Genomic DNA, 13,550 nt, shown 5'->3' on the forward strand with positions numbered 1-13,550 from the left:
ATTATTTTTAATTCAAATTATGGAAGTGCAATAAGTTTTTAGACGAACTGACGTTAAATGCAAGAAATAAAACAAATACAATCAAAGAAAGAGTTTGAACAACTTTTTCAAATGCATTATACCAATCTTGTTCTTTACGCGAAAAAATTCGTGCATCGAAATGATATAGCTTCTGATGTAGTGCAAGAAGCTTTTATAAAATTGTGGGAAAACCGATCAAATATAATTGCAACTGTTTCTTTAAAGGCCTATCTGTTCAAGGTTGTTTATAACTTATCGATGAATCACCTTGAGCAGGTAAACATTCATTCCCGGCATCATCATTCTATACATGCAGAGTTAAAAGAAATGGAAGTCGATTACTACCGCGATGAAAAGAGTATTTTGCAGGAAGAACAAGTTGAAATTATCCGTAAATTAATTCGTGAATTACCGGATGTTTGCCAGGATATTATTGATTTAAGTCGTTTTAAGGGCTTAAAAAATAAAGAAATTGCCAATAAATTAAATATTCCTTTACGCACCGTCGAAACGCGTATTTATCGTTGTATTAACAAATTACGAGAACTGGCGTATCAACCAGTCAGATAAATTTTAATTTTTTCATTAAAAGTTGACGTAGTTTTCGAAACTCACCTGTCTTGAGATTAGAATAAAGACAGATGAAAGAATTAAACGATATAGAAAACCTGATTATTAAAAGCCTCGATAAAACAGCTTCGGAGGCCGAATTAAAGGTTTTAAAAGAGTGGATTAATCAGTCCGAAAGCAACAAACGCCATTATTTCCAATTTAAGGATGTATGGGATTCTACTAAAGAGGTAAGCATGCCAAAAGTTGATAGTGCATGGCGTGATTTTAAGAGACAAACCCAAACAACTCGCTCTATAACTAAATGGGGTAAAGAACTGATTAAAATTGCTGCAATAGCAATTACTGTAGCCATAGCAAGTTACTTTGTATTTCAATTACCTGATAACATTGAAGAATCGACAGCTTTTGCAAAAGTTGTTGTACCCAATGGCTCGAAAACCACTGTCCATTTAGCCGATGGAACTATTGTCAGGTTAAATGCCGGCTCTGAGTTAATTTATCCAACCCAGTTCAATAAAGAACTTCGCACTGTTGAACTAAGAGGAGAGGGTTATTTTGAGGTGCAGCATAATGCAGAACACCCTTTCCAGGTAACAGCAGGTGAGATTGAAGTAAGGGTGCTTGGAACTGAATTTAATGTAATGGCTTACCCGGATGCTGACCGTATTGAAACAACGTTAGTAGAAGGAAGTATCTCGCTGAACAAAAGAGGAACTTCTGCTACAAAGGCAATCATCCTGAAACCGGGAGAAAAAGCTATTTATAAAGAAGGAGAACTTAATGTCAATGATACAGATATCACCTTAGCCACTAATTGGATGCAAAAAGGATTTCACTTTAAAAGTACACCTTTTAAAGAAATGGTTGTTCGACTGGAGAGGTGGTATGATGTTGATATAGTTTATAATCCTGTGGGATTTGAGGATTTAACTTTTACCGGTAAATTCAGAAATAACGAAACGATTTGGCAGGTATTGGATGTTATAAAGATGACAACACCAATCAATTACAAAGCTAAAGATGGAAAAATTTATATCAATCTTATAAATGAATAGCCTATGAGTTAGGATCATACGCAAAAAAAGCGACCGGAGTGATGCGGCAACATCATCCCGGTCAGATAAATTTAAAACAAGTTTAAAAGTAAATCATTCAAAAGTATGAAAAAAAAATTGAATGGCATGAGACGTGGCGTGTCATGTCTTAACCCAAAATTTTGGAAGATTATGAAACTGACTGTAGTTTTAATGATTTTCGGAATGGTTCAGGTATCTGCAATAAGTTATTCGCAGAACGTGAAACTAAACCTTAAACGAGGTCAAAATACATTGCAATATGTATTTAATGAGATCGAAAAACAATCAACATTTACCATTTTTTATCAGGATGACCAGGTTAACCTGGATAAAGAAATAGCTCAAAACATCGAAAGTGGTGAGCTATATGAAGTGTTAGACAAAGCACTTAAAGGTACCGGACTTACCTATAAAGTCAATGATAAAATCATTATTATTTTGGAAGAGAAGCCTGCTATTGCTTTTCAACAAGAAATAAAGCAAACCATTAAAGGTAAAGTTATTGGCGTTGATGGAGAGCCATTACCGGGTGTTAATGTATTTATAGAAGGAACAACAACCGGTACCATAACCAATATTGATGGAGAATATGAGCTAACAGTAGAAGGAGCAGATAAGAATATTGTCTTCTCTTTTATTGGTTTTCAATCGCAAACCATTGCAGTAAGCGGACGTACCCAGATTGACATTACATTGGTTGAAGAATCAATTGGTTTGAATGAAGTAATTGCTGTAGGTTATGGAGTACAAAAGAAAAGTGATCTTACCGGCGCAGTTGCTAGCGTTAAAAGCGATAAGCTAACCAAGGTGGCCGTTTCAAATCCGGCAGAAGCTCTGCAAGGACGAATGGCTGGCGTGAGCATTACCGCAATTGGAGGAGGACCAGGAGCTGGTATGGACATAAAAATCCGTGGTGCCAGTACTTTGAATGATAATGATCCATTAGTTATTATTGATAATGTTCCCGGTAGCATGTATATGCTGAATCCGGCTGATATCGAGTCAATTGAAGTATTAAAGGATGGTGCGGCCGCAGCTATTTACGGTACTGAAGCTGCCAATGGTGTTATCCTGATTACAACTAAGAGAGGTAAAGAGGGTAAACTAAGTGTTGACGTGTCGGCAAAATGGGCTAGTCAGGTACAAACATCAGAACTGGACATGGCTAATTCTGAGCAATACATGAAAATTGCCAACATGATGTATGACAATAATCCTGATGAATCAAAACCAAAATATTTATCAGAGCCATATTACTATGATACTGATTGGTTAGGAGCTGTTTTCCGTAAAGCACCAATGCAGGAATACAATGTGAACTTCAGAGGTGGTACCGAAAATGTACAGTATTATGTATCTGCTGGTTGGTTAGATCAGGAGGGTACCATCATTGGAACTGATTTCCAAAAAGCTAACTTACGTTCGAAGATTGATTTTAAAGGTGATTGGTTAGACGGAGGAATCAACATCAGCTATAATGAAACTGATCAGGACAATCGGTCATTGAGTATCAAAGAAACATACGAGATTCTTCCAATGGTGCCGATCTATGACGATTCACGCGAAGATGGATTTGGTTATCCCAATACGGATGAATTAGGTATGCCTGCCAATAACAATCCTGTTGGTCGCGAGCATTTCGTCGATAGCCAGTATCGTGATGAATACCTGACTGCCAATGGTTATTTGACCTTTGACCTTATAAAAGATTTAAATTTCCGCTTTGAAGCTGGTTTAAATAATAGTAACAGACACTCTTTCTCACATAATCCGTCGTATAATATCAACGATAAGGAAGAAGTATTTTATCCTTCAGTATGGGAAAGAAGATACAACTGGCGCGAGATTAACATCAATAATATCCTGACATACGATAAAACCTTTGGTAAGCATAAATTAGGCTTAATGGCTGGCTATATTACTAAAAAAGCAACTACAGATTATGTAGAAGCTAGTATTACAGGATTCAAAAATGAATATAGCGCTGAATTAAATGATAGTGGTGATCCTATCCTGGAAACAGACGAGGTACCAACTGGCTTTTTGGATGAGTATTTTAACACCTTAAACGCTGGAATGGATGGCGATAAAGATGTTGGTGGAACAAGAACTGAATATACCCGTGCATCAATTGTTGGTCGAATTAATTATTCATACAACGATCGTTATTTAATTCAGGCTACTATCCGTCGTGATGGTTCGTCTAAGTTCGGGCCAGATTCACGTTATGGTACTTTCCCTTCAGTTGCATTAGGGTGGAGAATGTCAGAAGAAGGTTTCCTTCAGAACCAGGATTTCTTAAGCAACCTTAAACTGAGAGCCAGTTACGGTATTTTAGGTAATGAAGGTAGTTTAGGTCTTTACAGATATTTGCCGTTAATGAGTAGCTATACCTACGAGTTTGGAGCTTACTCACAAGGTCGTGGCGAGTCAGTTTGGACGGGTACCATTTCAAGAGATCTGGAAAATCGCGAATATCGATGGGAAAAAACGGCTACAATGAATATTGGTGTTGATTTCGGATTCTTCAATAATAAGTTATCAGGTGCATTAAACTACTATGATAATACAACCTCTGATATGCTGGTTAACAAGCCTATTCCTCCTTCAGCAGGTTTGAGAACACCGACCGTTAATTTTGGAGAAATGGTTAACAGTGGTATTGAATTAGAATTAAATTATCAAAATAGAATTGGAGGATTAGATTATTCGCTATTTGGTTCATTAAGTACTACCAAGAATGAGGTAACTAAAATGGGTACCGAAGATGAAAGTATTCCTGGTGCTGCTTTAAATTACTCAGAGCACTTTGCTCACCAAACAAAAGTTGGGTATGCACTGGGATCGTATTGGTTATATCAAATGGATGGTATTTTCCAGAGTGAAGACGAAGTATCAGCACATACTAATAGCGAAGGTACAGTCATTCAACCCGATGCTAAACCAGGCGATATCCGTTTTAAAGATGTTGATGGTGATGGTAAATTAACGCCGGATGATAAAGTATTCAGCGGAGTAGGTATACCAAAGTATAACTTCAGTTTCAGTATTGATGCTTCATATAAATCATTTGATTTATCAGTACTTATGCATGGTGCTGCAGGGCACAAAATTTACAATGGTAACCGTTATTATTATGAGTCAATGCGTACAAATCGCAACATGTTTGCTTCAACACTGAATGCCTGGACTCCAGATAACAGAAATACAGACATTCCACGGGCAGTAATTGGTGACCCAAGTCAGAATAGCCGCGAGTCAACCCGATTCCTTGAAGATGGTGACTTTATGAGAATTAAAAATATCCAATTAGGCTATACACTACCTCAGGATTTAACACAACGTATCAAGATAAATAAGGCCAGAGTTTATGTGAGTGGACAAAACCTGTTTACATTCACAAAATACTCAGGTCAGGATCCTGAAATTGGAAGAAGTGATGTGTGGAGTCCCGGACTTGATACCGCACTATATCCAATTTCTAAAATGTACATCGTAGGAGTTCAAATGAGTTTCTAACCCCCAAAAGAATAAAACAATGAAGAAATATATTATATATAGCTTATTAGCACTAATGCCGTTCACTTGGGGCTGTGAGGATGACTTCCTTACAACAACACCCGATGACCAGTTAACTGTAGAGGCATTTTATAGAAATGTAACAGATGCCGAAGCTGCACTAGCTACCGTATATGCTCAGATAGGAGCCGGCGATCGCTGGAATGTAACCGAAGTTAATTTTGTAGTGGAGCATTTCCGTTCAGATATGTGTATGCCCGGTCCTGACCGATATGCCGATTGGACAGCTATCTCAACATTTACTAATACAGCTGGTAATTCACGTTCTACCACCTACTGGTGGGATGCCTATAGAGGCTTAAACCACGCTAATCAGGTGATTGAAAAAGTGGGAGCAATGTCTGATGATAAGATTAAACCTGAAGAGCGAGAGCAGATTGTTGCAGAAGCTAAATTTCTTAGAGGCTTTTTACATTTCAGAGTACTAAACAACTGGGATAAAGTAATCCTGCAGGATGCTGCACCAACCAGTGAAGAAGATTTAGCTAAACCTCTAAGTGAGCGTGATGCAGTTTGGACTTTAGTAGAGCAGGATTTCAACGATGCTGCAGCTGTGTTACCAGCTAGCTACGATAATTCAAGGGTAGGACGTGCCACCAAAGGTGCTGCAATTGGTTTTCTTGGTAAAGCATTGCTCCATCAGGGCAAATTTGCCGAAGCGGCTACAGAATTAAAGAAGTTGGTTGAAGATGGCATTGGCAGTTACGAATTAGTCGATAATTTCATGAGCAACTTTGACGGTTCCAATGAAAACAATAAAGAATCTGTTTTCGAAATTCAGTATTCAGCCGTTCGTTCAAATGGCCGCCACATTGGTCATGTAAGTGCCAAATTTACTTCTGCACCCGAAACAGGAGGATGGGGTAATATCGAAGCTACACCAAATATGGTGACTGAATTCAAATCTGAAGGTACCATCGCGACAACAGGTAAATATGATTCTCGTTTATATGCTACACTGTTTTTTGATGATCCCGATGTAGATGTTTTTGGACAAAGTTTTGACGAGGTATTCGGTGCTGGTTCAGAAAGGGCTATTTACCGGAAATACACCCTAAGCGATGTGCCGGAAAGTGAGAATTCAGCCTGGTATTCATCGCAGAATATTCCTGTAATGCGTTACGCTGATGTATTGTTAATGTATGCTGAAGCACTTAACGAATCAAGCACTGCTGACGCAGCTAAACCATTTATTGATGAAGTGCGCGATCGTGCTGACATGCCAGCTTTACCTTCAGGCTTGACAAAAGAGCAAATGCGAAATCGTATCATGCATGAAAGAGCTGTTGAATTGGCCTATGAAGGACATCGTTTCTTTGATTTACGACGTTGGGGTAATTCAACATTAGAAGATAAAATGAGAAACAGCGGTAAACCGGGAGCCGATAATTTCAATCTGGAATCACACGCTTTCTTCCCGATTCCAGAAGCTGAGACAAATTCTAATGGTGCTTTATAAGAAATATTCATTTGGAGTCACTTAGCTGACTCCATAAAAAATTAAACTATGAAGACATTTAAAAAATCTATATATCTTTTGCTGATACTACCTTTATTTGCAGCTTGTGAGGTAGATGGTCTGTTTGATATGGATCAGGGAACAACTGTCATTAAATTAGATAGTGAATCCTATGCTGCAAACTTTCTTGTTGTTGATGGTGAGGTAACAGAAACACAGGATGATGTTTACTTTGTGACCTTTGGTAAAAAATTACCTTACGATGTAACAATCAATATCGAAATTGATGAAGTAGAAACAACGGCTAGTTCCGATATGTATGATATTGAGTCGAGTACAATCGTTTTACCCGCAAATCAATCAAAAATTGCGTTACCTATTACATATAATACAGAATTTTTACCGAACGGTGAATCTGTGAAAATTGTGTTTGCCATTAATAGTGTTGATAATAATTTACGCTTGCATCAAGCACCTTCAACTATTACAATTCAAAAAGCGCAGTTTGATATTGCTCAATTCATTGGAAAGTATGATTACTTGGGTGATGGCTGGAGTCGTGATTATGGTGAATTAAGACGAACAGATGATCCATTTGTATATGAAATGTATGGTTTCTGGGGAGCTGAAATGTGGATGGAATGTCATTTAGATATTTCAAACCCAGATGCTGTTAAGCTAATATTTCCTGCAGGTGACAAACTGGATTCTGGTTGGGATGACAGGGGAGCCTGGTGGTTTGCAACCGACTGTATCGGTGTTTTAGATTACGAAAACTCCATTATAGACTACATACAGTTTGATTATGTGTGTGATGATGGTTCGACCGGTTCATTTCCATGGTGTGCAGAAACTTGTCAGATGGTTAAGAAATAATAGTGTGTGATTTGGATTTATATTTGAAGCGGGCCCGTTTCGGCGGGCTCGCTTCGCTTTAATATGGAATGACTATTTTTGCAGCATGACTTCATACATCGTTATCGCTTTATTTGCCATAGGAATTGGCATTGGTTGGATATTGCGGGAAAAGGATAAAACCCGCAAAAACATTGATATAGCCGTCACTTGGTCGGTTTATTTACTATTGTTTTTATTGGGAATCTCCGTGGGAGTCAATAAGGATATTATCAATAATTTTTCGAAAATTGGCTATCAGGCATTTTGGCTAACCTTCGGAGCAGTCACCGGCAGTGTTTTTTTAGCCTGGCTGGTATATCATTTCTTTTTCAAAACTAAAAATGAGGGCTAACATGAAAGGAAGTCTGATTATATTAGCATTTTTTGCCGTGGGATTGATTGGAGGAATTTATAATATATTCCCGGATTGGATGTTGGATGAAGATTTAACAACATACGCCCTGTTTGTTCTTATGTTTTTGGTTGGCATCAGTATTGGTAGTGATAAAAATGCCTTCTATGTTTTAAGGAAACTCAATTTTAAGGTGTTATTGGTACCTCTCACTGTTGTAATTGGCAGTTTGGTTGGTACATCTGTTATTTCAATTATATTGAGTGGTATCAATGTAAAAGAGGCTATGGCGGTTGGTGCAGGATTTGGTTACTATTCATTGTCCAGCATTTTTATTGGTCAGTTACATAGCCAGGAATTGGGCGTTATTGCTCTATTATCAAATATTTTCCGGGAAATCATCACATTGCTTGCTGTACCACTGCTGGTTAAGTATTTTGGCAAACTGGCTGGTATTGCTACCGGAGGAGCCACTGCAATGGATACAACGTTACCCATTATAGTTAAATTTACAGGTAAAGACTATGGCATCATAGCCATTTTTAGTGGAATTACACTAACCATACTGGTACCTGTATTGGTAACCATGATTTTAGAATTAATGTAATGTCTTTTGATGCTTACAAGCATTCTTAATTCTTTCAGAGTAAGTACTATAATAACCTTCTATGTTGTAATCTAAATTTGCTTCAACATAGAAGGTCAATAATAAAATGAAGTAAGGAAAATTGACTTTCTTACTCTTTTAACTTAAACTCCATCAACACCTTTCCGTCCTTTATTAGTTGCAACTCATTGTTATCCAACTTAAAATTTAATTGTTGCTGCAACATTTGAAAGAACTCAATCTCGGGAACACCGTCGCAATACATTTTTGTCGAAAATATCTTATCAAAGGTGATCGTATTACCTTCAACAACAACTTCGCCGCCAAACGAATTACAGCCACTATTGCCACCTGCTTTATTCTCAGCCATATTTATAACCAGCTGTGGTGTCTTTTGGCTAAAGCCAGCTGAATCGGGCAATTGACCATCAAAGGATGTTAATTTCCAAATGTTAGCCTCTACAAACTGTTCTTCTATTGGCTTTTGCTCCTTTACCTGAGCGGTACTCGCATTTTGGGTGGTTTTACAACTTATCATGAACCCCAAGCCTACAATTGCAATAAATAGTCTCTTCATTTTAATTCAATTTTATTTAGATTAATTATTTTAGGCAATAAATATCGTGCCAATATTAATTGCAATTTAAATATTCATAACTATGGATACAATAGATATTAAAGTAGGAACTCGCGTTGAACACCCCCGTTATGGCGAAGGTATTATTGCTCAGATTACTTTAGGTGCCTACATTGTTTTTTTTGAGGATGGTGGTAAAATGGAAATCCCCAAAACAAGTACAAATCTGACGATCATCGAAAGTCCCGATGACGGTAAGCCAGAAACCATTACAGCTCGTGATTTGCGACAGGCTATTTCATCTGTTTTGGATGAATATGGTTCATTACCAGCCGAAGTCGAATTGGGTCAGAAATGGATTGGTGGCAAAATTATGATGTATCCGTCAAATGATTCGCTCCAGCCTAAAGAAATACCAATGGAGACATTCTTTAAAAAGATTGTGATGGTGCGAGATCGCCTGCGTGTGCTTGAGCAGAACATTAATTCATCGGCCACCTTAAATGAAGAAGAGAAGGTGCACATGCAACAATACATTACCCGGGCATATGGTAGCTTAACCACCTTTAACGTCCTTTTTGCTGATAAAGAAGACTACTTTAAAGGAAGCGGAAAGAAGTAATTAAGTTTTAAGTCATAAAAGAGCGTTGCTTTGAATAAATATTAAGCACGCTCTTTTATTAATATTAAGCTCAGGCACCTCTTCTTTTGATATTACTTAAGTAATTTATCTGTAGTGATCTAAATTTATTACCAATCAACGTATTAAAACCAATGTGTGTTATACATGCAAGGTTAACAGACAGTACTTTTAAAGTAACTAAAATGGTAAAAGAAGCTGTACTTGATAAAAGCTATTTAATTAGCAAAAACATTGATGAAACAGACTTTTGGGATAATTTTCAACTGACATCAGAAGAATTAGATGCAGCTCCGAAACCCAAAGATATGATGATCGCATTTTTTCTGTCTTTTCCCAAGTCATTTACAATACTGCTCCATTTGAGAGAATTCATTGTTAAACCATTAGGATTAAAGACAGCGCCTAAAACAGATAAGAGATCAAGATATGACCGCTTATACCAGTTTAATGGAGAAGTTGGTGAGAGTATAGCTATTTTTGAAGTGCTGGAAAAAGATGAACGTGAACTTTTAACTGGGCAAAATGATTCACACCTTGATTTTAAACTTTCCTTTATTAGCTATCAGGCTAATGATAATATTAAACTGGAATTGGTAACGACTGTCATTTTTAATAATACTTTAGGAAAGATTTACTTTCATCTGATCAAACCATTTCACCGATTCTATATTAAGAGAATCCTAAAAAGGATGGAAAAGCAACTTCTTCATAAAAGTTGGTAAATCAAATATTCTGAGCAACTGTTGTAAATAAAAGAGATCATTACTTATTTCATTGAAACATAGATTATTTGGTTTGATTTTCATCTATCAATTCAATTGATTCCTCATGTAAAATCATTCATTTATCAAATTATACATTGCAATATTCATTTGTTAAGGTTGTCATCGTGTTAAAGTTATAATTTAGGTTCACTAAATATCAATTTACTGCTTTATAACCAGAGTGAATAAGTAGAAGACCGATTTATGAGCAGTGTAATTTATTAATAGAGACAGTCTTGAATAAATTAAGATTACCAAGCGTCAATTAGTTAACCAAAATTATAACAGTGTATTGAGATCTTTAGGTTTTAATGCATGATTCTAAAATTGTAGAAATCTATTAACACTAAACTTGTAATGATGAGCAAAATTGGATTATTACTCTTGGGTATGCTGCTATCCATAGCAACTACGAATGCAACGAATGAAGAAGGAACCGGATTACCAGGCGATAACCTTGATTTATACGCCGTACTGAATCTATTCCAGGATTCTAAAACCATTGAGGAGTTTGAAACCTCTTTAAACAAGGAGGAAACAGGGATTAATAACCTCGATCTGAACCTTGATGGAAATGTTGACTTTATTAAAGTTGAGACTCAGCAAGAAGGAGATGATTTTGTTTTTGTTCTTCAGGTGGATGTTACTGAAAATGAGGTTCAGGATGTTGCTGTTATACTGGTATCGAAAGATGAAAATGAGAAAGTATCGGTTCAAATGGTAGGCGATGAGCAATTGTACGGTAACGATTATGTGATTGAACCAATGACAGAAAAGCAGGCTGTTACAGCTAACCCGGCATACTCAGGCCCTGATACCCTCGTTGTGAAAAGTCAGCCTGCCGAAGTTGTAGTTATAGAATCTGAACCAATTGTTGAGTACATTTATTCACCCGTTTACGTGCCTTATTATCCACCTTATTATTATGGCTATTACCCGGTTTATTATCGTCCATACCCCGTAATTTCGATTAATATCTATTTTGGAAGACACCGTCACCATCATCGTCATTACCACGGTGGTCGCAGAGGTGGAAATACCATCATTATTAACAACAATAAAACTTACAATAATTACAATATCAACAGAAATACCTCTAATACAGTTATTGCTAATAAAAAAGAAGGTAGTTACAAGAGAAATGCTGCAGCAAATACTCCGGCGAAAGCAACACCTGGAACGACTAAACCCAACAATAAAAATGCGAAATCTACAGCAAAAGAAAACGTTACTAAAAGTAATGTGAAGAACAATAAGTCTGCAGTTCCAGCTAAGAAAAGCAACGTAAAACCAGCTTCTAAGCCGGCCAGCAAACCACAGAAACGACCTGTTCAAAAGCCAAAGAGAAGATAATTACCTACAACGGATTAAAAGCCTAAACTAAAGCGGGCTTTTAATTCGTCTCATATGTATTCCGGAATCAATCATTATAAACTTAACTCGATAAAATATGAAACGAACCATGAGAATTGCTTCTTACACAGGAGCATGACAAAATTGGCGAGTTCCATGTTACAACTGAAAGAAAATTATAGACACATGAAAAAATTAATTCCATTTTTACTCGTTGTTGCATCATTACTATTAGTTGGACAATTCAATTCCAATGCATGCACAGGTATTCGTTTAATTGCTAAAAACAATGAAGTTGTTTATGGCCGAAGTATGGAGTGGGGGGCCTTTGACCTTAACTCAAGAGTAGCCATTATTCCCAGGGGATTTACTTTTAATGGTTTAACACCCGATGGCAACAATGGCAAAATCTATCACGCTAAATACGGAGTAGCAGGACTGGATATGCTGCATAAAGATTTTATTGCAGATGGTATGAACGAAAAAGGATTGGCTGTTGGTTTATTCTATCATCCCGGGTTTGCCAAATATCCTGAATACACCAAATCGAATGCCTCCAATTGCATTTCAGCTCAGGAACTGCCCAATTATATTCTCACACAATTTGCCAGCGTTAATGAGGTAAAAGCTGGAATTAACGCGGTCACTGTAATTGGCGTAGTTGAAGAGAAACTGGGTATTGTAGTAGATGGTCACTGGATTGTGACCGACGCAAAAGGCATGTCAATCATTCTTGAATTCACTGACGGAAAGTTGAAAATATATGATTCACCACTAGGTGTTATTACCAATGCACCTAATTACGATTGGCACATGACTAACTTGCGTAATCATGTTAATCTTTCGATGTATGCAGTCTCTGCAAAGGAAATTGAAGGTGTAAGTTATGGTCCTTTGGGTGCCGGATCTGGTATGATTGGCTTGCCTGGCGATAATACACCTCCATCTCGTTTTGTAAGGGCAGTAGCATGGTCGCAAACAGCCAGACCAACAAATGATGCCGAAGAAGCAACATATGAGCTATTCAGAATACTGGATAATTTTCAACTGCCATTAGGCCCTGATGGGGCCGAAGGAGCCAGCGAAGGAAATAATGATGAACTGATGCGATCATCCACCATTTGGACCACTGCCTGGAACTTGAGTGATTTGAAACTAAACTACCATACTCAACATAACCGTCGCGTGCGTCAGCTTGATCTAAAAAAGATTGATTTTGCCAATATTGGAAAAGAAATATTGCATATTCAGTTGGACGAGAAAAAAGAGCAAGACATAAAAATGATTGGCCTTTAACGACTCTGGTATGACAAGTGTTTTTACTGAAAAAGGTGTAATAAGACGATGTTATAATGCACGAATATTCACCAAATGCCGTAATGCTAATGGTTAAGGGGAGATAGTATTCTTATTTGAACATACAGACACAAAAAGTCACCTGCATCACGGGTATTCTTACGTTCGGTCACTTTATTTTTGTGTCAATCAATAAGGCATTGCTGTTAATTGTAAACTCCAATTGGCAGCTCAATATTATCTTAAACTTAGAAACTGTTTAAATTTTGTTTTTGTGAATTATTTTGGAAGAATTAAGCTCTCAGACAAGGCAAAAATGATGCGAATAGCATCGCTATTTAAAGAATTTTTGC

12 protein-coding genes are annotated in these 13,550 nt (G+C 37.2%); 11 read left to right on the forward strand and 1 reads right to left on the reverse strand.

All coding sequences use genetic code 11. The features are described 5' to 3' along the window. Window positions 1-57: 57 nt before the first annotated feature. From AC4MRQ_RS20870 to AC4MRQ_RS20900, 7 genes are all read left to right on the forward strand, one after another. Window positions 58-591: an RNA polymerase sigma-70 factor gene (locus AC4MRQ_RS20870; protein ID WP_491199659.1), complete on the forward strand. Its 534-nt coding sequence runs from the start codon at window positions 58-60 to the stop codon at window positions 589-591. A 71-nt stretch (window positions 592-662) separates the two neighbouring features. Further along, window positions 663-1,649 carry a FecR family protein gene (locus tag AC4MRQ_RS20875; protein ID WP_491199660.1) on the forward strand — a complete coding sequence of 329 codons (987 nt, stop codon included), beginning with the start codon at window positions 663-665 and terminating at the stop codon, window positions 1,647-1,649. Between the two features lie 171 nt (window positions 1,650-1,820). Beyond that, window positions 1,821-5,189, forward strand: coding sequence for a TonB-dependent receptor (locus tag AC4MRQ_RS20880; protein ID WP_491199661.1), 3,369 nt, complete (start codon window positions 1,821-1,823; stop codon window positions 5,187-5,189). A gap of 19 nt (window positions 5,190-5,208) precedes the next feature. Continuing rightward, window positions 5,209-6,708, forward strand: a complete 1,500-nt coding sequence (locus tag AC4MRQ_RS20885; RefSeq protein WP_491199662.1) for a RagB/SusD family nutrient uptake outer membrane protein — start codon at window positions 5,209-5,211, stop codon at window positions 6,706-6,708. A 48-nt stretch (window positions 6,709-6,756) separates the two neighbouring features. Further along, entirely contained in the window at window positions 6,757-7,584 is an 828-nt protein-coding gene (locus tag AC4MRQ_RS20890; RefSeq protein ID WP_491199663.1) for a DUF4843 domain-containing protein, read from the forward strand. Between the two features lie 85 nt (window positions 7,585-7,669). After that, window positions 7,670-7,957 (forward strand): LysO family transporter, encoded by a 288-nt coding sequence (locus AC4MRQ_RS20895; RefSeq protein ID WP_491199664.1) that lies wholly within the window; start codon window positions 7,670-7,672, stop codon window positions 7,955-7,957. A 1-nt stretch (window position 7,958) separates the two neighbouring features. Further along, window positions 7,959-8,564, forward strand: coding sequence for a LysO family transporter (locus tag AC4MRQ_RS20900; RefSeq protein ID WP_491199665.1), 606 nt, complete (start codon window positions 7,959-7,961; stop codon window positions 8,562-8,564). A 130-nt stretch (window positions 8,565-8,694) separates the two neighbouring features. Here AC4MRQ_RS20900 and AC4MRQ_RS20905 read toward each other — a convergent pair whose 3' ends face one another. Then, window positions 8,695-9,141 (reverse strand): META domain-containing protein, encoded by a 447-nt coding sequence (locus AC4MRQ_RS20905; protein ID WP_491199666.1) that lies wholly within the window; start codon window positions 9,139-9,141, stop codon window positions 8,695-8,697. Between the two features lie 82 nt (window positions 9,142-9,223). Here AC4MRQ_RS20905 and AC4MRQ_RS20910 point away from each other — a divergent pair, with 82 nt between their 5' ends. The 4 genes from AC4MRQ_RS20910 to AC4MRQ_RS20925 all read left to right on the forward strand — a co-directional run bounded on the left by AC4MRQ_RS20910 (window position 9,224) and on the right by AC4MRQ_RS20925 (window position 13,197). Beyond that, a complete protein-coding gene (locus tag AC4MRQ_RS20910; protein WP_491199667.1) occupies window positions 9,224-9,763 on the forward strand; it encodes a DUF8685 domain-containing protein in 540 nt (179 codons plus the stop codon). Between the two features lie 203 nt (window positions 9,764-9,966). Beyond that, window positions 9,967-10,506 (forward strand): DUF2867 domain-containing protein, encoded by a 540-nt coding sequence (locus AC4MRQ_RS20915; protein ID WP_491199668.1) that lies wholly within the window; start codon window positions 9,967-9,969, stop codon window positions 10,504-10,506. Between the two features lie 402 nt (window positions 10,507-10,908). Next, window positions 10,909-11,901 (forward strand): hypothetical protein, encoded by a 993-nt coding sequence (locus AC4MRQ_RS20920; protein ID WP_491199669.1) that lies wholly within the window; start codon window positions 10,909-10,911, stop codon window positions 11,899-11,901. A gap of 186 nt (window positions 11,902-12,087) precedes the next feature. Next, window positions 12,088-13,197 (forward strand): linear amide C-N hydrolase, encoded by a 1,110-nt coding sequence (locus tag AC4MRQ_RS20925; RefSeq protein ID WP_491199670.1) that lies wholly within the window; start codon window positions 12,088-12,090, stop codon window positions 13,195-13,197. Window positions 13,198-13,550: the final 353 nt, after the last annotated feature.

The sequence above is a fragment of the Carboxylicivirga sp. genome, assembly GCF_982718395.1.